Here is a 26,647-nt window from a genome sequence, read left to right on the forward strand (position 1 = left end):
ATATGAGAACGAATAAACTACACTTTTTTTTATTGCTTTTAATGTGCTTCTGCTTGAACTTTTCAGTTCAGGCAGAAGCCTCGATTCATATCATCAAAGGTAAAGTAACCTGCGAAGGTAAGGGGATACAGGGGATAATGGTTACCGATGGCCGTATATGTGTGCAAACTGATGCTTCTGGAAAGTATAATATACCAACTTTGGGAGACAGCCGTTTTGTGTATATTTGTACTCCTTCAGGTTATCTGACAGACCGGAAAGGGACTATTCCTTCTTTTTATTTACCAATCGATCATTCTAAAAAGCAAAACTATAATTTTAATTTAAAGAAGAATCCGAAAGATGATGCCTCTCATGTCTTTGTTACTCAATCTGACATACAGGTTACTTCCAGAGATGAACTGGCTATTTATCAGTATGTAGTGGATGATTGCAAACAACTTCTCTCTTCTTATGCAACAACTGATGTTTTTGGTATCGATTGCGGAGACATTGTAGGCGACCATCAAGAATTATATCCCGATTACCTGAAAAGAGCCGATCAACTGGATATACCCATTTATCGTGTAGTTGGCAATCATGATATGAATTATGACGGTCGTACTCATGAAACTTCCTACAAGACTTTTGAAGATACTTTTGGTCCTTCCTACTATTCTTTTAATAAAGGGAATGCCCATTACATCGTAGTAGACAACAACTTCTTCATCGGACGTGATTATTTTTATATGGGTTATCTGGACGAAAAGACATTTGCATGGCTTGACCAGGATTTATCATACGTACCGAAAGGGTCACTCGTATTCTTTATTATGCATATCCCTTCCCGTCAAACGGAAAAGCAAGAAGCTTTTTTGTATAACTATGATATGATTGGCAATCAGATGGTTAATGCCGGTGCACTGCATCAGATCTTGAAACCCTATAAGGCACATCTTATCACAGGACACACTCACTACAATCTCAATGTAGTATTTAATGAGAATCTGATGGAACATAATACAGCTGCGGTTTGTGGTACGTGGTGGAAAGCGGATGTTTGTCTGGATGGCACTCCGCGTGGTTATGGTGTATACGAAGTGAATGGTAACGATGTGAAATGGTATTATAAAAGTTCCGGATATCCTAAAGAACATCAGTTTCGCTCATATCCGGCAGGGGCCTCTAAAGAGCATCCGTCGGATATTATTGCTAATGTCTGGAACTGGGATAAACTGTGGAAAGTGGAATGGTTGGAAGACGGTCAATTGATGGGAAGCATGACACAATATACAGGTTTAGACCCATACGCATCAGTGGTATGTTCGGACCGGGAAAAGATGGTCTATACATGGATTACTCCAAGACCTACCCAGCATATATTCCGGGCAACTCCTAAAAATAAAGATGCTCGTATAGCGGTTAAAGTTACCGACCGTTTTGGCAAAGAATATATTCAAACAATCAATCCATAGATATTATGACTAAACGTGCTTATGCTTTAGATGCCCTACGAGGATACGCTATAATCACAATGGTGCTTTCGGCAACGGTTGCGTGGAATTCTTTACCCGGATGGATGTATCATGCGCAAACTCCTCCGCCGGACAGAGCTTTCGACGCCAGTTTATCAGGAATCACCTGGGTGGATCTGGTTTTTCCATTCTTCTTGTTTGCAATGGGAGCAGCTTTCCCTTTCTCAATCAAAAAAAGATTTGAGAAAGGGGACACTAAGTTGAGATTGGTATATGAAGCTATCAAACGAGGTGTACAATTGACTTTCTTTGCTATTTTCATCCAGCATTTTTATCCGCATGTATTGAGTAATCCACAAGACATGCGTGGCTGGTTATTGGCCATCCTTTGTTTTGTGATATTATTCCCCATGTTCATTCGTATTCCACTGAAAATGCCGGATTGGATGCGTATAGCTATTAAGGTGGTAGCATATGGGATAGCTATTGTTCTGTTACAGACAACTCAATATGCAAATGGAAGAGTTTTTGATGTATCATTCAGCAATATTATCATATTATTATTGGCAAATATGGCTGTTTTTGGTTCAGTCATATATATTTTCACAATGCAAAGCCTCCGGGCGCGAGTAGGTGTATTACTGATATTGATGGCTTTGTTGTTGAGCGGACAGGTCGAGAATTCCTGGGCACAAGCTATATACAACTACACACCTCTACCATGGGCTTTTCATTTTGAGTATTTACAATATCTCTTTATCGTGATTCCGGGAAGCATTGCGGGAGAATATTTGATGGACTGGCTGAAGCAACACAATGATTCGTTTGTTGAATCTACCAATAAATGGAAAGCTATTGTAATGATTCTTTTGACATTAGCTATAATTATTGTAAATTTGGCAGGACTTTATACACATTGTACAGTCTTGAATCTGATAATAAATATTCCGTTATTGATAAGTGGAGTCTTTTTATTGAGAAAAGGCACAGGATTTATAAAGCTTTGGAGAGAACTTTTTACAGCCGGAGCTTTTCTAGTTATCTTGGGATTATGTTTTGAACCTTTTCAAGGAGGTATAAAAAAAGACCCCGCCACTTTTGGTTATTTATTCCTCACTTCAGGCCTGGCATTTATGGCTTTGTTGCTTTTAAATGTAATATGTGACTATTTTCGTTGCGTGAAGAGTACGCGTTTTCTCGTAATGCCCGGGCAAAATCCTATGATGGCTTATGTAGTAGGAGATCTGTTGATTATGCCTTTGGTCAATTTATTAGGAATCGCATCATTGCTTGTATATTTCAACGAAAACGCATGGATGGGATTTTTACGAGGAGTGGTATTGACAACATTATCAGTACTGATAACTATGTTCTTCACCCGAATAAAATGTTTTTGGCGAACTTGAAACGATAATACTCAAAATATGAAAAGAAGAATCTGTATTTTTATAATGTTTTTTTCGGTGTGTCATATATATGCTCAATTAGTATATCATGATGCCTCAAAGTTCCCTTTATTAGGAAAAGCTACCGAAGCTACCGGAGCCCGATATGAAAGGCTCCCGGATTCATTGAAGAATATCTCCCGTGCTCCGTTATGGAATTTAAGCCGTAATTCTGCCGGAATGGCGATACGTTTTCGTAGTAATTCTACCACAATAGCCGCTAAATGGGAAACGCTCATCAATTTTCATATGAATCATATGACGGATACAGGTGCAAAAGGCTTAGACCTTTATTGTCTTCAGAAGAATGGAGAGTGGCGTTTTGTTAATAGTGGTCGTCCGGGTGGAAAAACAAATCAAGCAACAATCATTGCTAACATGCGACCGGAAGAGAGAGAATATATGCTTTATCTTCCTCTTTACGATGGTCTTGTTTCTTTGTCTATAGGAGTAGATTCGTTAGCCACCATCGATCAGCCTTTAATTGATTATCCGATCCGCAAAAAGCCGGTTGTATTTTATGGCACCAGTATTCTTCAAGGAGGTTGTGCTTCACGTCCCGGAATGGCACATACCAATATCATATCGAGAAGGCTGAACCGTGAATGTATCAACTTGGGATTTAGCGGAAACGCACTTTTAGACTTGGAAGTGGCCAAAGTGATAGCCGAAGTAGATGCCAGCGTTTTTGTTTTAGACTTTGTGCCTAATGCTTCTGCAGAACAGATGAAAGAACGAATGGAAGCATTCTATCGTATCATTCGTTGTAAACATCCGGCTACGCCAGTCATTTTTATAGAAGATCCTATTTTCACTCATACACTTTATGATGAAAGAATAGCTAAAGAAGTACAAAGAAAGAATGACACGTTAAAGGAAATATTCAATCGGTTAAAGAAGGAAAATGAAAAGAATATCATTTTTATCTCTTCCAAAAATATGTTGGGAGAAGATGGAGAAGCTACTATAGACGGTATTCATTTCACAGATTTAGGCATGATGAGATACGCTGATTTTGTTTGTCCAATCATTAAGAAAGCAATCAAATAAAATAGTGACGCTATCCACTCGGTATAGCGTCACTATATTCAGCCTATAGCGACACTATCTTGTTGACATAGCGTCACTATTTCCAATACTCTGGATAGATAGCTTTTTGTACATTATATCAATAAAAACAAATCTTCAAATACCAAAATGATAAAATATCATTTTGGTATTTGAATGATGCTATAATTGAATTTATTCAGGCGAACAGCCGGATATAGAAAAGAATCGCATAGATTAGCCATTAGTATTATTCAGAAATTAAAGAAATCCGTTCCTTATGGAGCATAATCATTATTATTTGATATCATGCATTGCATAGTGAATGTATTTCTAAATCTATTTATGCATTTTGTTTAATAAAGTAAGTTCATAAAAGCACTTCTAATAAATCAAAAAATCCTATTTTTATGAGTCAAAATAGCTTTCTTTAAAACGTACGTGCTGTTTCTTATAAACCAACCGTATGTTTCTTTAAAACGAACCGTACGTATCATTACAATCAACCGTGTATTTCCCACAAACAATACGGTAATTTATATGCAAATGCCCGTTCTTTTATTCGTAATTATGCATATAAATACCGTATTTCATTGTTTTCTCGCTCCACTTTCTTTCATTCACAAAAAGTGGGAAATAGTAGAATCAAAGAAAGAATGACAATATGTCGATCAATTTAATATAAAATAGTCACATTGATATTTATGTTCTCCAAAACCATTTGATTTTTGTGAAGAACATAGTTACTAAAACAGCTAAAGAAGTAAGGATTACTCCTTGAAGAAATCCCAACCAGGCATTTTGTTGAAAATAAGATAATAATGAAGCAATTCCAAGTATATTAGCCAAGGGCATAATCAACAAATCGCCAACCACATAAGCTATCATCGGGTTCTGACCGGACATCACCAAAAAACGAGTACTTTTGACACATCGGAAATAATCACAAACGATACTTAGAAATAAAAGAGCCAGAAAAGCCAACCCGGAAGTTACAAAGAAATAACTAAAAGTAGTTGGATCTTTTTTAATGCCATCCTGGAAAGGCTCAAAACACAAACCCAGAAGAAGTAAATATGCTCCTGCGTTAAACAACTTTTTCCATAATAGAGCTATTCCATCCACCTTATGTGGAAATACACACTTGCCAGTTAATAACAATAAAACAGTAACCACCAGATTAACAACCAAATTACGAGTGTATAGACCGTAAAGATTGCCAATGATGATGATAACGGATAATATCATTAGCATAATACTTATTTTACGATAAGGAGATGTAGCATAATCATCCGTCTCTTTTTGAAATGCTTTCATCCACTCCGCTAAATACTCACCGGCTATACTGCCGGGAATAACGATAAATAAGTATTTCAAATAGTCAAACCGATACATCCACGGCAAAGGAGTATAATTAAACACGCTCTGTGTCCACGAACTATCAACTGTACTTCCTAATATCATAGCCATCAACAATATCAGAATTCCTAAACGCATCCAACGATTATGCATTGTGAAAATGTAAAGGATAGAACCGAAAATAGCCATATTGGCTAACAGTAAAATTATGATGTTGCTGGAGAATAAGCTGAATGTTTTCCCATCTGCATAAGAAGTGGTAGCTAACATAATGGCAGCAACAATGTAAGCTCCCACTTTTATTGAAATATGTGCCCAATCCGGCATTTTTAAAGGAATACGCATGAACATGGGAAATAGAACAGCAAAACAGAGTATAGCCAATAACCATGCCCTCATATCTTGCGGAGAACTTAGCATATACGGATAAAAATGCTGGATGAAAATAGCAAAGAAGGTCAACTGAATCCCCCGTTTGACAGCTTCATAAACGAGTTTTAGTTTTGAATCACCTTTTTCAGCACGTTTCCTTATGGAAAAAGGAAACGCAGCTCCCATAGCGAACAGGAAAAAAGGAAACACAAGATCTACCCAAGTAACACCGGGCAACAGAGGATTAAACACATGATCCGGTGGAGGTGTTTGAGCATGGCTCATCCAACCGGGAAGAACATGCGTTACGATGGTAGCCGAAAGCACCATCGTAATAATTGCATATCCCCGTAAAGCATCTAAGGCTAAAGCTCTGTTGTTCATAAAGATCCTCCCTCACGCATTCCTTTTTCTACTTCTTTCCAAAGATTCTTTTGGATGATGTGTACTATATCAAACACCATTAGTCCATCCGATCGACGAAGGTTCATTTCTATTGTTTCGGACAATTTCCCCGGATTATCATAGAATTGATCCACCAAGATACCACCCATAAACTTGTTATCTTTAAGAATCTGACGCAAGTGCTGACAGGAACCTTCTACGCAGTACCATGTACCGGCCTGAGCTTGCGAGTCTGTCTCGTTCCAGATATTGCGGTTCGTTTTCTTGTATTCCTCTATCGTTATGTCTGTATAGTAATTTCCGGTTGCATACAAATCGATTAGTTCTGCGTATCCGTAATTTTTATATTCGGGAGTGGCCCAACTAAAGTCTTGAGCCGGATCATACTTTTTGCTAGCGAAATTAACTCCCACTTCGTAATAAGACGGATACCAAGCTCCGGTATATGTGCCAAAAGAAACTTTTGGATTGGCAGCCTTCACTTCCTTACGTGCCAATGCCATAAAATCAGTAATATTTTTCGTTCTCCATTCAATCCATTTATGGAAATACTTTCCCGGTTGTGTGATAAACTTTCCGTCCGTATTCTTCTTCCAAACAAAAATATCTTCGGGGAACTTAGACATTTTCTTACCTATATATGCTTCAAACTTTTCACGTGAAAGCGGCGAGAAGTCAGCTGTTATACCATCATAGCGTACGCGATCGAGCATCAGACCATCCAAATCAGGATATTTGGTCACTACTTCTTTCAATACATTTAGAATATGCGTACGATACTCCTCGTTCAAGGGATTAATCATAGCACCATATTTCTGTTTTTCTTCCGTAATCGGAATAATGCCTTTCTCGGGAGTATATACCATGGACGCCCAGTCCGAATGTCCGCTATACACCATTCCACGATCGAAATAATTGTGTCCGGCACAAAATACATTTAATGAAGCATGAACCTCAATCCCCAATTCATGCCCTTTTTTAATGAAGTATTGCAAATAATCAAAATTCCCGGCCTTTGCGCCTTTCCACTCTTTCATTTGTGGGGCAAACTGACTTTGATAAAGTACTTCTCCTGTAATGGGTCGGATGTCCACTATTGCATGGGTAAAACCTACTGATTTGATTTTCTCCAAATAAAAGTCAATTGAGTCTTTATGGCTGAAACGTTCGAAATTAGCTTCGGCATCGAACCACATCAGTGCAGGTTTCTTTTTGATTACGATCCGGAAAGGAGAAGCAGGAATCCCTGCATTATTGCATAATTCGCCCAACATATAATTCCGGAAACAATAGCGTACCTCTATCGGATCATTGATCGAATCATTCCAGACCTTTACGGTAGAAGAGCCATTGATAATTTCCGCTTTGGCTGGCCGGAATATGCCATCTGTCCCCACTATTTCAAACCCTTTCACGTTTTGATTCTCCGGAGTCAAACCTTCTTCACCATATTCAAAGTCTATTTCTACTACATTCCCCTTTACCCGATGGGATTTGTATATAGGACCGGAATATTGAATACCTTTACGATGATACGTTTTTGCCAATGCCCAATAAGCCAGTCGTTCACCGACCTTTATCTTATAGGGCGAATGAATAAAGTTTTCACTCCCGGCGTCACCTGTGGTCACCATCCCAACATTTGGAACAGCTGACATCAACTCCAACTGACACTGGCGGAACCAAGCCCAATCCAGTTTATCATTGCCTTCCGATTTCCATGGTGCAATCTGTACGTAATAAAATGGCATTTGGGGATTGTTGAAGAATGTTCTCCATTGAGAAACCATTGCAGAAAATAATCTCTTATATAATCCGGGATCGGGTGTGTTTGCTTCACCTTGATACCAAATCACTCCTTTAACAGGAAATCCTTTCCATGGATTCACCATTGCATTCCACAACAATGTAGGAGTCCCTGCCGTCCACCCGAACTCTTTCTGTGCTACATCAGGCAATGCTATTTCCGGAAAGCCCGATAAAGTCTCTTTATTCATCCAAGCCTCTATTTTTGACATGCTCCAGGAACAATGTATCAGACCGACGGGAACATCCAAAGATTGCTGTAACTGATTGCCAAAGAAATAAGCAGTTGCACTGAAATCAGCAACATCTTCCGGAGAGGCTTCTTTCCATTCTCCGTCCACCCCAGCTTCCTGTGGAATGGTACTCCAAGCATTTTTTACAGTATAGAGACGCAGTGGACGTTTGGGATTAGCAGATACAATGTACGGCTGGGAACCAAACACAGGCTGTCCACGGAATCCTTTCACTGGCATTTCCATATTCGACTGTCCGGAACAGAACCAGACTTCTCCTATTAAAATATTCTGCAATGTGAGGTCCTCTCCATCCGAGAACGTAATACTATACGGACCTCCAGCTACCGGTGTTTGGAGAGAAAGTTTCCATTCACCTTTTGCATCAACGTTCGTTTGGATTTTTTTATTATTCCATGAAGCGGTAGCCTGTACACGTTTTCCCGAAGTTGCTGTTCCGGAAAAAGTAACTTCCGATTGTTGCTGTAACACCATATTATCCCCCCAAATGGAAGTAAGGGTTACTTTCGCTTCTGCCTTGAGGAGAAACGACAAGCATATCAATAATATAAAATATTTGGCTTTCAACATATGATCCTTATTTGTTTTCTATAACTTTAGTATACACGTTGCCGAAGCGATCTGTCACTTTCACTTCCATTTTAGCATTCTTATTGCGGGGAGTAGCATGAAAAAGATGTTCGGTAAGAACCGGGGAAATCCATTCATATTTCACTTTTTCTTTGTCAGAACAGATTGCTTTTGCTGCAGGATCATATCCTTTGTAGCGTTGCATTTCTCCCATTCGTTTTCCGTTTTCATACCATTCCACTTTCCACTGTTCATCCCAGTTCCATACATTAGCAATTATATCGGAAGGGTGCTCGTCAGATGAACCGGCTGGATATACATGTAACTGATGCTCTTTCGGGTAACCTGCACTTTTATAGATCCATTTCACTTGATTCCCGTCTACTTCATACACTCCGTACCCCCTCGGAGTACCATCCACATTGATGTCCGCACGCCACCAGGTACCGCATACAGCAGCCGTGTTATGCTCCATTAATGAGTCATTAAAACATACGTTTACATTAAAATGTGTATGTCCGGAAATGATGTGGGCATTATAACCTTCCAATAATTTATATAGTGCAGCTGTATTGACCGTTTCATCTTAATCTAGCGTGTTATATCTTAGCTTCTTCTGAAGACTGGAAGGAATGTGCATCACTACAAAGACAAGTTTGTCTTTGGGCACATAAGAGAGGTCTTTCTCCAGCCATTGGAAAGTACGTTCATCAATGTAACCTATATATTGATAATCACGGTTGACATAAAAGCAATTGTCAAGCACGATATAATGAGCATTACCTTTATTTAATGAATAGTAGATAGGACCGAAATAACTTTCGAAAGTGCGATAAGAATATTCAAAAGTACGCCCTCCATACGTCATGTCGTGATTACCAATTGCCCGATAGATGGGAATCTCTAATGATGATACCGTATCTATATAGGAAGGATATAAAGAAGGAGTATCTCCTACGATATCCCCACAATCTATGCCGAATACTTCTTTTTTGCCCATATACGGACGAATATATTCTTTCATATCTTGCAGATATTTAGCATAAGCCTTTACGTCATCTTCGGAAGTAACCTGCGCATCTGCCTGCACCAAAAACAAATGATTGATCTCATTTTGCGGATTTCTTACCAATTCGAAGTCGTAAATATCTTGCTTGGCCGGATTCAGCTTCTGATAGAATAAAGGTATTGTTTGTTCTGTTTTCGGTAAATATCCGGAAGGAGTGGATAAATAAATGAAACGAACATCCCTATTAGGGGGGAGAGTATATTGGCCTTGCTGGTCAGTCAAAACACAGTCTATTCCGTCGGTCACTACTACCCCCGGGACTCCTGTCCCATTACAGGTTACTTTCCCGCGAATAGGGTTAGAAGGAATCTGGGCTTGTAAATTCAAGCCCAGACCTATTAATAAAAAGAATTGTAATAAATATATTTTCATAATTAGTTGGTTAGTTCAAACCTCATTCTTCGATAGATTCCAGATATTTATCAAAGCCTGTTTTAAAAGCGTTCCAATAGTCGTATTTCTTAACGTGGCAAAGGTCGAAGGCAAAGAAGCCGTCACTATTACTGATACAAGCATCAATAGTATCCGGAATTTTTGCAGATTGTCCTCCGTCAGTCCATCCGGTACTGTTACCGATATCTGGTCCGCCTGCAAAAGGTACATCTCCTTGTAACAGTTCACGTCCATTCTTACAAAAACCTTCCATGGTCCATTCGCCACTTCCATATATATTGTTCACGGAAGCATAAGCACCCAAAAAGATATAGTCCAAATGGTCCGCATATCCATAATTCTTATAATCGGAAGTAGCCCATTTCGGATAATAAGCGGAGGTGTTGTATTTAGGGCTGGCCCAGTTCACGCCTGATGTATAGTATGTTGAATACCAGGCACCAACATAAACTCCAAACTTGATATTGTTATTGACAGATTTAACTTTCTCGCGTGCCTTTACTATGAAATCATGAATAACTTTCGCTCTGAATTCCAACCACTTCTTAAAATAAACAGGCTGGTCAGAAGGTATTTCATCCGTACCGGGTGCCATAATATCTGCCGGGAAGTTTGCTACAGTTTCACCGATGTATTCTTCGAACTTCTGTTTGGAAATATCTGAAAAATCGCTTTCTAAGCCATAGTCATCATAACGACAACGATCCAATATGATGCCATCCAAATCATATTTAGCCAAGTCGGCCAACAACTGTAAAACAAAGTTTTGTACATCATCATTAGCGGGATTGAAAAATTTCGCTCCATAATCGGTTTCATCGTCCAACAAATCCATCGTATTGGTTAGCCCGTCAGCTAGATTAGCTACACTAGCCCATCCTTTTTTTGATTCATCACGGAACAAGACTCCATCATGTCCTAAATTATACGGACATAAATAGCCTCCTACAAATGTATTGATAGAAGCATTCACTTTTAATCCTTGTATACGAGCCTCCTCAATAAATGCCTGTAAATAATCCCAAGTTTCCGTCCTTTCATAATAACTATATCCGGAATTACCCCATACATCCATACGTTTCACCTGATCTACAACATTAGTATTGAATAATACATCTCCTGTAGTGGGACGTACATCGACAATAATATCAGTGAATCCTGCCGCTTTTATCTTTTCCATATCTTTGGCTATGTTTTCCTTACTATTGGCATAGTCAGGAAAATTAGCAGCCGCATCAATCCAAATATATCGTGGCTTAGCTTCTGCAACATCCGGCTCGTCCGGCTTTTCTGTCGAATTATCGTTCCACGGCCATCCGGGAATTCCATCAGAATCATCACTACAGGAGGTTATTGTAACTGCTCCCAAGAAAGTCAGTATTAGTATTTTTAGAAATTTTCTCATATCATACTTGTTTTATTAGGTATATACTGCCTGATATATCCGCAGTACATTTTTTATTTAAGAGTGACTACTGATGCTACGGATCTTTCGTCTCCGCTGGAGTCACTTGTCTTGATAGTCTCTTGCCCATTGACTAACATGCAACTGGAACCACCGCCATCCAAATTGATAGCATCCGTACATCCCAGTGTTTTCATGATATTAGCTACATTTTCGGTGGTCATACCGGCAACTCCCGTTGTCATTCCATCTCCTTCACACACAAAAAGAATCATTTTCTTATCATTGGTGATACCAATAGCCGAACGAGGTCTGTTCACCGTGGCGCCAATATCTGATAAAATTTCTTCTTCGTATGTATTCTTTATGTTTCCATCCAACAGAAGTACGGGGCCACCGCCTATTCCTGTTTTAGCATTTAAGACAGTTCCTGTAGACGGAAAATTTTCATTAGGAGTTGTTTCTGATTTTACCGGTGAGGGCTCCGAATACCAATAAGTAACATTGGATAGTGTTGTGTAAGTCCACATTGATTTGAATGAGCCATCATTCATTTCACAGAATGCAGCTAATACAGGATACCAGAATGGACCGTTAGTCCAATCTTCTGCTGTTACATCATTGTTCTTACACACCATTTCACCGTTACGCCATATTAGGCTTAATGACCCCTCATAGAAGAAACCTCCATTGATTACAATTGTGGAGTTGTTCTCTTCATAAAATTCTTTTGGCTTTTTCAATCCAGTCTTTTCTCCTAATACACCAAATGCTGCCTTACTCATATCACCTACCGCAATATAAGCTATCGCTTTTTTGCCTTCCAGTGTTTCTGGTGATTTATATACGTTGATATGTTCAGGCAAGGTTCCATAAGTGCTTTTCACATTGGTCCAGCCTAAATTTACAATACCAGGATTGGCTTCAACAGGTTCAGTTGGAGTCTCCGGCTCCGCCCATGGCCAATCCGGGATATCAGTGTTATCATCACCACATGCTATGAAAAAAGGCAGTAATGATAATAACCATAACATTTTTTTCTTTGTTGACATATAGCTACTCCTTTAAATGATTTACAGATTTCTTTATCCCATATATGATGAATGGGTATTTTCTCATCATATATGAGATAAAGAGATCAATTAATTATTTGTCGATACAATCAAACTCATATCCTCCGATAACCTTACAGTTGTTATCCACGTAGTAAGCACGGAGCTTATATCCATCTGTTGTCGGAGCAAGCAATACATCACCTGTTGCAGCTACACCATCGGATGAATTGTATGAGGAAAGTGAAGGATTGAATGACAGAGCATCTGAAGTAGATATTGTACCAGTGAATGATCCGTCTGACGTTACATCATACATATATAAGCATGGAGTTCCACCCCATTGCGGGAAATGAGCTGTACATACCAATACAAGATATTGTGCATTATTAAAGCTTCTTGTATCCAGACAGTTGTTATTCATTGCCCAAGAATTACCATTGTCGGAGTCTTCCAGAGATTTACTTGCATTATTATTTGTTCCATTCACCCAATAAAGAATGTTAGAATCATAGTATGACAAAAAATAATCACTTTGAGCAGTAGTTCCTTTAGTCACAACTTTAGTGTTTGATGCGGGAGCTCCCCAATTACCTACACCATTCACTGTTACTACTTGAGGACTTCCCAATACACCGTCTGTTATAATCCAACGAACAAACTTATTGGAACCTGAACTGGCTGTTCCGTCACAAGTAGCAATAATAGAGGCATTAGTATTAATATCTCCTTGAACAGACACTTTCGTACCCATATCTAACCCTGTATTATTAGTATAAGTAGTCAATAAAGTTGGAGCAGTCGTAACAGAAGAAGTCTTATAGATTGAGAAAGACTTGCCATTAGTAGCCTTCGTTGCTAATAATATATTTCCCCTACTATCACTTGTCATACATCCTAAAGATGCAACACTCACACTACCCAAAGTTACATTACCAATCTTATTTCCCGTAGATGCATTGTAATATGCAGGAGTTGTGGTACCATCACCCAAGCAAACTACCAGATTATTTCCGGAAACAGCTAAAGAAGGTGCATTTGCTCCAGTCCAAGGTAAGCCGATAACTCCCATATCCAATTTAAATAATTCTGTCTCACTACCTTTTCTATATCCGTAAGGAATCTTATCCGGTACTGCTTTTTGAATAGTATAAGTTTGCTTTGTCACTCCATCGTGAGCAATCACTGTAAGCTCAACAGGTGAATTAAAATTAAGAGGCTCTGTTTTAGGATCCGGTGACATGGTCGCATGAGCCGACAGTGAATAATCTGCCAAGCAAGAAGATAAATCTTCCGCAGAGATTAAAGATACAGTTTTGTGGTCTTCATCAATAATACCTGTAATGTCTTCAGACGGTATTGAGAAACTTAATAACTGACACTTAGTAGACTTAACTCTTTCGCCTGTGATGCAGATTTGTTTCTTATATCCTTGAGCGTCTGTATAAGTGAAATAATTCTCTTTAGTCAGATCGAGAATTGAAAGAACCGGTTCAATAGTACAGTTTGGTGCCAACTTTGCCTGAATCCTCATCGCTTTCATATATTCTGAAGTTTCATTATCACTATTTTCCGGATAATACCATGGCATAGGAATTACATACTTATCTACAGAAGCATCTGCAATAGTATATACCACAGCCTCTTTATCCACGTATGGCCCAGAAGTAAAGAGTGCAGTCAAGCTCGTGATTCCCTGTCTGTCCGCAGTAGGAAGCACATATTCCGGATCCTGGCAAGAACTCGTGAGAGCCAAAATCCCTAATAATAGATATAATATATTCTTTTTCATAATGTTTTCATTTTAGATTTATTGCCATTCTGCATATTGAGTTACCGCACCGTTATTGTCCAACTCTGCCTGTGGCATTGGGAAACGATACATCTTAGTCGGGAAATTACGATCTTTATCATCACATTCTGTATAAATGTAAGTGAAAGACCCATTTGCATTTTTCTCTATTTTCATTCCATGAAGACGAATACCGGTAAATGCTGTCGCAGATAATTTCCAACGACGCATGTCCCAATAATAATGTCCTTCATAAGCAAGTTCTACTTTGCGTTCCTGACGGATGGCTTTCATTAAATCATCCCCACTTTTGTCTGTGTAAGACAATCCCACTCTGTTACGAATATCTTTTATGTCTTTATTTGCCTTATCCGTATAGCCATTCAGATGATAACATGCTTCTGCATGATTCAGTAATACCTCTGCGTAACGAATTTCTGTCCATGGCTGTGTACTGGCTTGTATGGAAGTAAAATTATGAGCTTCATCTACCAGTTTACGTAAATAATACCCGGTAGTAGAACGTCCTTCCGGTTTGGCATCTGTTTTCCATGCAGCCCAACCATCAGTACCGTTTACGAAAGATTCTATCGGTCTGCCTTTCCATGTTGCTCCATTATAGAGAATGGTAGCTTTAAAACGTGGTTCCAATTTGGCATAAGGAGGAGTCGTTGTAGTACCTTCAGCAGTATGCCATGCACTCCAATCGGGGAAGCCACTACCATCTGCATATTCATACGATTCAACCATTTCTTGTGTCGGGGTACCGAATCCTCCGGTCATGGAATTGCCGTCGAGCGCTTTATCACCTCCAGGAACCATATATCCATCAAAGTCATGAGTCACAGTGGAACTCTTATCATAACAATATTGTAGAATGGCTTCTTTGCTTCCTGCTTTAAAGGCATTTGAATAGTCTTCTTTTGCTTCTAATTCATAACCCATTCCCATCACCTTTTCAGCTGCAATACGAGCGTCATCCCATCTTTCCGCATACAACATAGCTCTCGATAACATTGCATAAGCAGCTCCGCTAGTTAAACGTCCGTTAGGAGTTTTATCAACAGGCAAATGTTCACCGGCATATTTTAGATCATTATATACAAAATTCCATCCGTCGGCTTCCGAACTAACTGGCATATCCTTTTTTATATTATCCAGATTCTCATCGTATATAATCACTTCTTTATAACGCTTTAATAAATCTGTATAGAGATACCCTCTGAAGAAACGCATTTCAGCTTCCAAGCGTTCTTCATCAGCCTGACCAAATGAAGCATATTTCTTTAATTTGTTGATACCTTCATTGACACGGCGCACATATTCGTACATCGTCCCCCAGTTGCCAAGGTAAGTACTAACATAATTCACTGTGAGAACAGAACCTCCATAAGCAATTTCACTAGGTATCTGACATTTAGCCATATAGTTGTAGGAACCATATTTAAGCTGATCTGTCAGAGCTTCTGTCATTCCTGCCAAACATTGTCCATCCCTGTAGACTCCTAAATAATCTATATAGCGATAGAAATCGTTGACTGCCTGTTCTGCATAGTCGAGTTTACTCCATACAAGTTTATCTGATGCTCTGTCTGTTGGAGTCATGTCCAGATAATCACTACATGAGCCAAGCCCTAAAGAGGCTCCCAACAATATGATACTTAATACTTTTGTTTTCATAATAGAACTTTTAAAGGTTTAGAAAGTCAAAGTTATACCGCCCATAATGGTGCGTTGTTGAGGATAGTATCCGTTATTTACTCCCGGAGATTCAGGATCGATTCCATCAGGAAGACCGGAAATCGTGAATAAATTAGAACCTTCTACATAAATTCTAAGATTCTGAATACCGACAGGACTCATCCATCTCTTGGGGAATGTGTAACCCAATTGTGCGGATTTGAGACGAAGGTATCTACCGTTACGCAACCAGAAAGTGGAAGCTAATCCATTATCTCCTCCGTGTCCTTGATTACCCAGTGTAAGTCGTGGGAATGTTCCATTCGGATTTTCTACTGTATATGCATTCTGAACCAGATATAGTGGTGAGTTGGCTCCTTCTTTAAATGCCTGTGTCCAGACTGTATTATCGTCATATCCATTGTAATAAGTTCCTGTCAACGATACATCAAACAGTGCACCTCCAGTAAATTGTGCACTTAAATCGAATCCATTCCAAGCACAATTCAGGTTCAAACCGTAAGTTAATTCGGGACGATTGCCACGTCCAACACGTGTTCTGTCATCTTCGTCTATTTTACCATCACCATTTAAATCTCTGTATTTGATATCACCGACATTAGGACGAGTGCCATACCAGGCTGAATTGTCTATTTCTTCTTCCGAACGGAATAAGCCATCTGCAACCCACACAACAGAAGCATCAACACTACGTCCTGTGCGTTTTCTCCACTCTACTGTGTTCGGACTATCTGGATAACGGAGATAACGGTTTCTTGCAAATGTCAGATTGAAGCTTGCGCCATAGGAGAATGGCTTACCTGCCAAGTTTAATTTATTACGATGACTCACCGTTACTTCAACGCCTTTGCTATCCACCTTATTATAGTTGGCATAAGTATAATAATATCCTCCCATAGATGGCGGGTAATCGCCTCCCATTGCTGTCAAAATATCATAGGTATAATTATAGAATGCGTCAAACTCCATTCCCAACAGACCATTCCACATCGTAAAGTCAAATCCTGCATTGTAGGTTAAGGTGTTCTCCCAAGTTAGAGTAGGATTGGCAATTACAGAGGCGCGTAATGCTTGCATTACTTTTCCATTCAGAATTGTCTGGTATGCATTTTTGTTACCATCCATCAAATTGTAAGTACTAAGGAAAGCATACGGACTCACTGCATCGTTTCCTAATAAACCGACAGATGCACGTATCTTCATATCATCCAGAAATGTCAGACTAGACATAAAATCTTCTTTAGATATTCTCCACGCTACTGACGCTGACGGGAAGAATGCCCAACGTTTCCCACTAACATTGCCGGCAAATTTGTAAGAACCATCATATCGACCTGTAAACTCTGCCAAATACTTATTGTCATAGTCATATTTCAAACGAAAAACATAACCAATACTACGGTTTGCATCACTGTATCCCGAGATTGGAGAGTCTGCAGGTTGTCCAAAGCTCAATTCCGGTAGTTCAGAGAAACTCATGTTTTTATTATAGCCGGAGAAACTGTTTTCTTTATAATCCCGGATTTCTGCCAATACCATTGCTTCTACATTATGTTTTCCGAAGGAGCTTGCATAGTTTATACTTCCTTGGCCTACCATTTGATGAGAACTATACTGTCCTTCACCTAAATTTATTCCATTTGCTGTGCCGCGAGGATCGTCTGCTTTAGACCAAGTCCAATCTGCTGTCGAAGTCGGCATTTTATGTATATATGTGGAGTAAGGCGTATTCAAATTCTTATTATGAGAAGTTGTATAGTCATAAGCTCCGGTTACTTTTACACTCAAACCTTTAACCCAAGGCACATTGTATTGCAATGAGATGTTGGTCTGCAAATCAAAGCTATTGGTATGCTTGTATCCGGATTCATAAATAGCAGCCAACGGACTGTTGGGCAGACTTGTGTTATTCTGTGTAGTAGCAGTATAAAGTCCGTCATATGTTTCCGGCAAATAGGGATGCATCATTATAGTCTGATGAGCTACTGACAACCAACCTTGTTCACCCAATTCGGAATTAGAATCCGTACCGCCTGAAGCATATCCCGGAGTTTCACGTTTACCGACATTTCCTGCAATACCTAAACTTAACTGGAAGTTCTTAGCCAGTTGAGTCTCAAGATTAGTTCTTAAATTGTATCTCTTGTAAGAGAAATTGTCAATGTTACCTTTTTGACCTAAATAACCCACAGAAGCAAAGTAACGCATCTTATCACTACCTCCCTGTATTGTTACATTGTGTTTCTGATTAATACCGGTTCCGAATACTTTATCAATATAGTTAACATTATCCCATCCGTCAGTAGGATCACCATTCAACATAGCTTCCACATTCGCCTTTGTAAAAACGGGATTATATTGACTAATGTTTGAAATGCTTCCATTAGCCATTTTATCCATCATGTCAGCCATATTATAATAATATGCAAATTGAGGTCCATTCATAAACTGCGGAAAGTTTGCATTCATAGATGCTCCTATTGAACCATTATAAGTGATTTTGGATTTTCCTTCCTGACCTTTTTTTGTAGTTATAATAATAACACCACCGGCTCCTTTTAATCCATAAACAGCTGCAGAAGCTCCATCTTTCAAAACAGATACACTTTCGATATCATTAGGGTCAATATCATTAATAGAACGAGGCATTCCGTCTACTATATAAGTAACATTATAAATAGAGCCACGAACTCGTAATGTAGCCTGATCGTCTCCGGGTTCACCAGATACTTGAACAGATGAAATACCTGGCAAACGTCCACCTAAAAGACTCGACACATTGGTTGCCGGTGCTTTCAGCAGTTCGTCGCCTTTCACCGCAGATACGGCCCCGGTTAAAGATTGCTTCTTGGCAGTACCATATCCTACCACAATCACTTCATCCAAAGCTGCCACATCATCTTTCATAACCACATTAATGGTCGTCTGACCTGCTACCTTTATTTCCTGATCTGACATTCCAACATATGAGAATGATAAAATGTCTTTTGCGGTGGCCTGAATGCTATATTTTCCATTTACATCTGTAATAGTGCCATTAGTAGTTCCTTTTACGACAACACTTACTCCTGGTAGCGGTTCTCCTATACCATCAGTAACAGTTCCTTTCACTAAACTCTGTGCATGACTACTGATAGCACATGCAAATAGCGCGCAGATTGAAAACATAAATATTTTCAATATACGAGAGTTCTTCTTGATTTTTGAGTTAAACTCTGTCATAGAATTAATTTTTAGATTATTAATATAGATTGGTTAACATATCCGTTATTGTTTATAGCTGTTCCAATACTTTCCAGCATTGATATAACCCTCTTGGTACATGGAAACATCCTTTCCATTTTCCTCCTTTCAATGGTAGTAGCACTTCACCTCTCCGGTTTAAGTATCCATACCATTCGGGATGCTCTTTATCTTTAAAATGGGTCCATGTATAATCGTGTACTTTTTCAAACCATTCCAGACATTGGTTATCTCCGGTCAATTGATAACTCTTCAGAAGAGATATGAGTGTTTCAATATGCACCCACCAGAGTTTCTGGTCCCATTCCAGTTGTTGGGGAGGACAACCGTTACGGTCCATAAAATAGTAGATACCTCCATATTCTTTATCCCAACCATATTCAAGCATTGTAAGAGTGATGTTCTTAGCCTTTTCGATTAATTCCGGACGGTTTAGGCGTTTCCCTAAATCCATTATAAACCACATGGCTTCAATCGCATGGCCAGGGGTAATCTGCCGTCCTTCAAAGCAATCTATCAGATTACCATTCACATCTACATTCTCAACAATGATACCACCAAGTTCGGGACGATAGAAAACAGACATAACTTCATGAATACAAGTATCCATCGCTTGTTCCAAATAGTCCTTGCCTAAAATATGCTCAATTTCCATAGCAAGATTGCATAGTATCATCGGCAGGGCAAAATTTTTTAGATTACGAGTGCCCGGATGAAGTTTATTCCATTTACCTTTCGGATTATCTACTTTGGAAAGGATAATATCGAAGGTTTTCTTAGCAATGTCAGCATATTCCTGATTACCGGTTGCAAGGCTTAATTGCCCGAAAGCCATGGCAGCGAATGTATATGAAAAGATATTGTATGGTTCTACCAATGGTCTACCCAAACGGTCAAGGGAAAAATACCAGTTATAGTCTCCATCATGTCCATATTTTTTTAAAAACTCACCACCTTGAACGGCACAATCCAGCCATTCCTTACGTTTTTCCACTTTATTGTAAAGCATAGAGAACATCCACACTTCGCGGCCTTGCAGCCAGATAAATTTATCTGTATCGAAAACTCTTCCTTCACGATCCAAACAGGTGAAGTAGCCTCCATATTCATGATCTTGTGAGTTTTCAAGCCAGAAAGGAAGAACATTATCCAAGAGTTCATCCTTGTATTGATTTGCCAGTTTCTTAAAATCCATACATCTTTTATTATTAAGTTATTAAGGTCTTTTTGTTTTACTATTCCGAACGGGTCCAATATCTTTCAATCTCCTCCAGCGACTTCCCGGTAGTCTCCGGCACGAGTTTCCAGACAATCAGCATATACGGCACGCACATGAGGGCGAACAGGAAGAATGTTCCGGCGGGGGTAAGATTCTGGAGCATCCAGGGGGTTAACTGTCCGATCAGGTACGTTCCGATCCACAGGGCGAATCCTGCTATCGACATGGCCAGTCCGCGAACCTTGGTGGGATACATCTCCGAGAGGAGTACAAACACCACGGCACAGATGGATACGGCACAGCAGAATACATAGAACAGGAAGAAAACAAGCAGGAAGAGGCTGGATACTCCTAGGGAATCTCCGAAGAGGAAGTAAAGACCGATAAGGACCAGAGAGAGCACCATGCCCGAAACTCCGTAATATACCAGCTTCTTGCGGCCCACCTTATCGATGATGACAAGAGCCAGAACCGTGGTCAAAGTATTGACTAGTCCTACCAGAACTTGGTAAAAAAGAGAATCGCCACCTGAAAGTCCTGCATTTTCAAAAATAGAAGGGCCGTAATAGAGCACTGCATTCACTCCCATAAATTGCCCTAAAATGGCAATACAAACACCGATAATAACAGCTTTGAAGATTCCAGGCTTCATTAATAACGACCATTCCGATCTCGTTTCAGAGGTCAGTACAGATTTCGTTTCTTTTAATTGACTTTTCGCTTCTGTAATTGAATTATATATTTTTTCTAATATATTTACAGCCTTCAATTCCTTTCCACGCACGATTAACCAGCGAGGACTTTCCGGAATAAAGAATATGATTATGAAGAATAAGATTGCTGGCAATGTTTCCATACCCAACATACCTCTCCATACTTCAGTTATAAATACTTTATTCAACCAATCCACACTCAATTGCGTACCACTCTCCGCCCATGCCAATAATTGATAGTTAACTAAATAAGCTCCTAAGAAACCGACTGTTACAGCCAACTGATACAATGACACTAGGCGTCCTCTATACTGTGCCACGGCTACTTCAGATATATAAAGAGGAGAAACAATGGAAACAACCCCTATCCCTACTCCACCTATTATCCGATAGATCACCAATTGAGTAAAATCGGCAGATAGTGCACACCCCAAAGCTGATGTAGAGAACAATACGGCTGAAATAACCATCGTAAGTTTTCTTCCTAACTTATCGCTTAAGATTCCAGCAAAAAGAACACCTACGATAGAGCCTACTAAAGCACATCCTACATACCATCCCTGTTGCAGTGCATCTAATTGAAAAAGTTGAGTCACTTGGGCAATTGTTCCCGATATAACTGCGGTATCATATCCGAACAAAAAGCCTCCCAATGCTGCCACAACAGAAAGGAATATAAGATAACCAAAATTGATTGTAGACTTCATAACATTTATTTTATTTCAAAATATTCTTTATATCTGTCATATAAATGACCTGCTTGCAGGTAGGCTGATTGTGGACTCATAAAATGAGAAAATTCAAAAGTAATAGCCTTATCATATCCGGCACGTTTGGCTGCTTCCAACTTCATCCGAAGTTTATCAAACTTAATGGGTAGAAAACGAATTGGCATATCACGGTCAAAAGATTCGGCATTTGTCCAACATTGCATACCATACTTGTCTGCTAATTTTTTATTGACAGAAAAGAACGCATCCAATTCGTCATAATCAATATGCCCATCTTGAAATGCACATGCATCTACCACATCATGAATTCCATCAAAAATTTCATCCCATTCTTTTTCGTGTTGTTGTACAGAAACGGCATCTTCTTTAGTCATTTTTGTCGTTCCCATGATTGCTTTTTTGCCATCAATCCAAGGCGATATAAAAGTCGGTAATCCATTAGATATATCCTTACATTGTTTTCCTAATGCATGGAAAGCACCAATCGCCCCTTTCGTTGCCCGGCTTATTTCACCACTGATATACCATCCTCCAAAACTTTTATACTTGGAACCATAATTTTCCCAAACTTCATCAATTACATATTTGTTATCTTCCACTTCCCAGGTCATATCCCCTGTGTCCCAGTATTTACCCGAATCGTATAGTCCAAAATAGAATTTCATTCCATACTTTTCAGCTAAACGTAAAAACATATCCACCAAGTCAACAGAAGGCATATAACAACCTTTCTTCAATAAATAAGGAGAAGGAAAAGTGACAAACTTACGATAACCAGAACGGATCATTATTACCGTATCAATTCCTATATTTTTCATGTGCTGAAAATCCAAGTCCCATTCTTTCTCACCCCAGTTCTGATGTGGAATATCATGTGATATTTCATCCAAAAAAGTTCCGGTAATTTTTAAGCCATTGTTTTTAGGAACAATGAGTTTACTTTCCAAACCATCAGTTGCCACTACTGTACTGGCACTAGCTTTTGAAGTACAAGATTCAAACAAAGTTGGTACAGTCAAGGCTGACGCGCCAGCCAATGTGGCTTTTTTTAGAAAGTCTCTTCGATCTAATGTTTTCATATTAGTTTAATTAAAACAGCAGTTAACACTTATATTATTATTACCTATTGAATATATTGTCCTGTAATATCTACTTTTTTATTATTGAAAGGATCTAATATCTGATCAATCAAAATTGCCATTTCACTTCGTAGGATGTCTCGATTCATATCAAAGTCCTTCAATTCAAATTCATTCCATATCTCTTCTACCCTACCCTCTTTCATCTCAATACCTTCTTTTTCTGCAATCTCTCCTATTAGCTCTGTAGCTTTCTGAATTGATATGGTATTATTACCTTCGAATACTTGCTTATTGACAAAAGGATAAACATCACCCAATCCTTTCAACTCATTTGCCAATAATAATGTATCCGCTCTGAACCACATTTGATTTGACCAGTCAACACTTTTACCTATACCTTTTAATATACCTGTAGAGCCGATACGTTGTAGTGACTTAAACATTGGGTGATCTAACTCAACATCTAAATAAGGCAATAAATATCCTTTTCCATCCAAAATCGCATTTTGTACTTCCCGAACAGATACTTCTCTTATGTTTTTACCTTCTTTCACCGCAAGAGCTGCCAATGCTCCCGCTGCCTGCCCGATCTGCATAACCATCGGCTGCAAACGAGTGGTACCATTAATTATATTAGAAACAGATATTGATTTTTCAGCAACAATCAATCCTTCAACATCTTTCGGAATCAAAGTTCCTAAAGGTAAACCGTATGACGGTATCGGATGAAAATAAAGATTAGGCAACTCTTCATATCCATGATAACGCGTATGATGATGGTCCACAGGATAATTCCCCACGGCAATACAAGTACGATAAAGAGGTTGAGACTGCCTGAACGGTTCACAAGCATGATTTAAATCAAAACGTACTAGCCCATGGATTCTCCTAGACTCTCTATGGTAAGGAATAAATGGCAATTTGTCGGCTGTAGGATATTCATCGTCAGCCAAGCCCAATGTATTAAAACCTAATTCATGTTGCAGAAAATAAACGAAACACATCGTATAATGTTTTGCATATTTCAAGGCTTCTTCACGTTCCTCACGGGTCATTTCAATCAAGTTTACATAATAATCATTGCCTTCTATCGGCCAATTAATCATGTATTTATTATTAGGAAGTTTTCCATAAGTTATCATCATGTCTTTAGACCATACACGATCCGGTTCTTTAGGCGTGATACAAACATGACTGGCACAAGCACAAGCAAATTCATCCTTATTATATCCTTCAGGACAAGGAATAGTCACATCTTTACCATAATCTTTCAAGATTGCTACGTATGTAATATCCTGAACTATATTATTTTTCTCTTCCGGAGCGATATCTTCTTTTGTATCATGACGGCTTTCCATACCAACATCATATTTCACCCCGCACATTTTTGCTATATCCCCCAATTCAGTACCATCAATCAATATTTTAGCATGTATTTTTTTGATTGTATTATCTTTCATCTGAATTTGAGCAATCCAAACATCTTTCTCTCTTTCCAGCTTTACCAAGGTAGCATTATGCCATACTTTTAGATTTTTCTCCGCGTCAACCATTTCATGGAAAATTTTATTTCCGACTGAAGGTTCAAACAACACTGCACTCACCCAACCGGTTTTTAGAGAATCAAGTCCACCATAATAATCTGCCAAATGTTCGCGAAACTCACCAAACAAACCTGCCGGTAAATCATAGTTTCCGTCAACAGCACTTACACCTGCAGATGTAAGCATTCCACCCAGCCATTCTGTTTCTTCTACTATCAATGTTGCAGCCCCCATTCGAGCAGACTGAATACCAGCAGTCACTCCACTGGCACCTCCACCAATAATTAGCACATCAACAGAATCATCCGAATGAGAGCATGCTGTAAAACACAAAGCAAATAATAAACACAGACCTAAAAAATAGTTTCTCATACTAAATTCATTTAAGGATATAGAGTTTTATTAATAATATCACGGCACAAATATAGCTATATTTATTAAATAAACAATAGATAATAAAATATTTTATTAATAAAATCATTATTTCTTGCATTATTAATTAATAGAAGGGGGAATTACCTCACAAATCGTCTTCTTTCATTTATTATATCCACAATCATCCATAGCTACATTATCCTATATATAAATCCATTACATAGTATATAGGAAATATAACATTCAAGATATTCTAATTTTCAAGGCTTCAAAACCACGTATTAATAAAAAAATTAATTATCTTTGTGTGAATTACCAAATATGCATAGTTATGAACCAACAATTCTTGAAAGAAATAGAAAAGGGCTCTAAAAGTGCTCTCGTCAAAAAGAGGATTATTACACATTATATATATAATGGAAGTTCCACAATTCCCGATCTTTCAAAAGAGCTGGATTTAAGTGTACCAACCGTCACCAAATTTATCGGTGAAATGTGTGATGACGGATATATTAATGATTATGGCAAATTGGAGACTAGTGGCGGACGCCATCCCAACCTCTATGGGCTTAATCCGGAATCCGGTTACTTTTTGGGTGTAGACATCAAAAGATTCGCCGTCAATATCGGACTGATAAATTTCAAAGGTGATATGGTAGAATTAAAAATGAATATACCTTATAAGTTTGAGAACTCAATCGAAGGGATGAATGAGTTATGCAAGCATATTCTTAATTTTATAAAAAAGCTCACTATTAATAAAGAAAAGATCTTAAATATTAATGTAAATGTGTCGGGACGTGTAAATCCTGAATCAGGGTATAGCTTCAGTCAATTCAATTTTGAGGAAAGGCCGTTGGCGGATGTATTATCCGAAAAATTGGGATATAAAGTAACCATTGATAATGACACGCGTGCCATGACTTATGGCGAATATATGCAAGGCTGCGTAAAAGGAGAAAAAGATATCATTTTTGTGAATGTAAGCTGGGGAGTAGGTATCGGAATTATTATTGATGGTAAGATTTATACCGGGAAATCCGGATTCTCCGGTGAATTTGGACACATGAGTGCTTATGATAATGAGATAATCTGCCATTGCGGAAAAAAAGGTTGCTTGGAGACGGAAGCTTCCGGATCGGCACTTCATCGTATCTTATTAGAGCGTATTCAAAGTGGGGAAAGTTCCATTCTATCTACACGAATCGCCACAGAGGAAAACCCGATCACTCTTGATGAGATCATTGCCGCTGTGAATAAAGAAGACCTGCTTTGCATTGAAATTGTAGAAGAAATCGGACAGAAACTAGGCAAACAGATCGCCGGGCTAATCAATATCTTCAACCCGGAACTGGTCATTATAGGTGGAACTTTATCTTTAACCGGTGATTATATCACCCAGCCCATAAAAACAGCCGTACGCAAGTACTCTCTAAATCTGGTTAATAAAGATTCAGCCATCATCACATCTAAGCTGAAAGACAAAGCCGGCATCGTTGGCGCTTGTATGCTCGCACGCAGCAGAATGTTTGAAAGCTAGTTTTATCTTCTACGCTGGGAGAAAAAGTTATCTATAAAGCGAACGATATAGACTACGGCTACTCCGGCAACCACTA

The 26,647-nt window shown here is 38.9% G+C and carries 15 protein-coding genes and 1 pseudogene; 4 read left to right on the forward strand and 12 right to left on the reverse strand.

Going from position 1 to position 26,647, the window contains the following annotated elements; genetic code table 11:
- The first annotated feature begins 2 nt into the window (after positions 1-2).
- From LPH68_RS05720 to LPH68_RS05730, 3 genes are read left to right on the forward strand one after another with little or no spacing between them, the layout of a single operon-like run.
- Positions 3-1,454, forward strand: a complete 1,452-nt coding sequence (locus tag LPH68_RS05720) for a calcineurin-like phosphoesterase family protein (RefSeq protein WP_151922958.1) — start codon at positions 3-5, stop codon at positions 1,452-1,454.
- A gap of 5 nt (positions 1,455-1,459) precedes the next feature.
- Positions 1,460-2,860, forward strand: a complete 1,401-nt coding sequence (locus LPH68_RS05725; protein ID WP_151922957.1) for a DUF5009 domain-containing protein — start codon at positions 1,460-1,462, stop codon at positions 2,858-2,860.
- 18 nt (positions 2,861-2,878) lie between these two features.
- Positions 2,879-3,949, forward strand: coding sequence for an SGNH/GDSL hydrolase family protein (locus LPH68_RS05730; protein WP_151922956.1), 1,071 nt, complete (start codon positions 2,879-2,881; stop codon positions 3,947-3,949).
- Between the two features lie 699 nt (positions 3,950-4,648).
- On the opposite strand, the gene LPH68_RS05735 is transcribed toward LPH68_RS05730, so the two are convergent.
- The 12 genes and pseudogenes from LPH68_RS05735 to LPH68_RS05790 all read right to left on the reverse strand — a co-directional run bounded on the left by LPH68_RS05735 (position 4,649) and on the right by LPH68_RS05790 (position 25,028).
- On the reverse strand, positions 4,649-6,061 hold the full coding sequence (locus LPH68_RS05735) for a DUF5009 domain-containing protein (protein ID WP_141409156.1): 1,413 nt from the start codon (positions 6,059-6,061) through the stop codon (positions 4,649-4,651).
- Positions 6,058-8,712, reverse strand: coding sequence for an alpha amylase family protein (locus LPH68_RS05740; RefSeq protein ID WP_151922955.1), 2,655 nt, complete (start codon positions 8,710-8,712; stop codon positions 6,058-6,060). Before LPH68_RS05740 ends, LPH68_RS05735 begins: the two co-directional genes overlap by 4 nt.
- A 7-nt stretch (positions 8,713-8,719) precedes the next feature.
- Positions 8,720-10,153: pseudogene (locus tag LPH68_RS05745) on the reverse strand (calcineurin-like phosphoesterase C-terminal domain-containing protein).
- 22 nt (positions 10,154-10,175) lie between these two features.
- A complete protein-coding gene (locus LPH68_RS05750; protein WP_008644145.1) occupies positions 10,176-11,579 on the reverse strand; it encodes an alpha amylase family protein in 1,404 nt (467 codons plus the stop codon).
- 53 nt (positions 11,580-11,632) lie between these two features.
- Entirely contained in the window at positions 11,633-12,631 is a 999-nt protein-coding gene (locus LPH68_RS05755; protein WP_151922953.1) for a phosphodiester glycosidase family protein, read from the reverse strand.
- 94 nt (positions 12,632-12,725) lie between these two features.
- On the reverse strand, positions 12,726-14,423 hold the full coding sequence (locus LPH68_RS05760; protein ID WP_004308394.1) for a DUF5018 domain-containing protein: 1,698 nt from the start codon (positions 14,421-14,423) through the stop codon (positions 12,726-12,728).
- A gap of 18 nt (positions 14,424-14,441) precedes the next feature.
- Complete coding sequence (locus LPH68_RS05765; RefSeq protein WP_004297563.1) at positions 14,442-16,103, reverse strand: RagB/SusD family nutrient uptake outer membrane protein; 1,662 nt, start codon at positions 16,101-16,103, stop codon at positions 14,442-14,444.
- A gap of 18 nt (positions 16,104-16,121) precedes the next feature.
- A complete protein-coding gene (locus LPH68_RS05770) occupies positions 16,122-19,346 on the reverse strand; it encodes a TonB-dependent receptor (protein ID WP_004319081.1) in 3,225 nt (1,074 codons plus the stop codon).
- A 52-nt stretch (positions 19,347-19,398) separates the two neighbouring features.
- Entirely contained in the window at positions 19,399-20,562 is a 1,164-nt protein-coding gene (locus LPH68_RS05775) for an AGE family epimerase/isomerase (protein WP_008651671.1), read from the reverse strand.
- 40 nt (positions 20,563-20,602) lie between these two features.
- Entirely contained in the window at positions 20,603-22,006 is a 1,404-nt protein-coding gene (locus LPH68_RS05780; protein WP_230296881.1) for a sugar porter family MFS transporter, read from the reverse strand.
- Positions 22,007-22,011: 5 nt separating this feature from the next.
- Positions 22,012-23,109 (reverse strand): DUF4434 domain-containing protein, encoded by a 1,098-nt coding sequence (locus LPH68_RS05785; protein ID WP_008644125.1) that lies wholly within the window; start codon positions 23,107-23,109, stop codon positions 22,012-22,014.
- 44 nt (positions 23,110-23,153) lie between these two features.
- The gene (locus LPH68_RS05790; protein ID WP_049702992.1) at positions 23,154-25,028 is read right to left on the reverse strand and encodes an FAD-dependent oxidoreductase; all 1,875 of its coding nucleotides are present in this window, start codon (positions 25,026-25,028) and stop codon (positions 23,154-23,156) included.
- A gap of 334 nt (positions 25,029-25,362) precedes the next feature.
- Between LPH68_RS05790 and LPH68_RS05795 the strand changes: the two genes are divergently transcribed.
- Positions 25,363-26,571 carry an ROK family transcriptional regulator gene (locus LPH68_RS05795; protein ID WP_004307234.1) on the forward strand — a complete coding sequence of 403 codons (1,209 nt, stop codon included), beginning with the start codon at positions 25,363-25,365 and terminating at the stop codon, positions 26,569-26,571.
- Positions 26,572-26,647: the final 76 nt, after the last annotated feature.

The sequence above is a fragment of the Bacteroides sp. 1_1_30 genome, from assembly GCF_020982715.1.
Taxonomy (GTDB): Bacteria; Bacteroidota; Bacteroidia; order Bacteroidales; family Bacteroidaceae; genus Bacteroides; species Bacteroides xylanisolvens.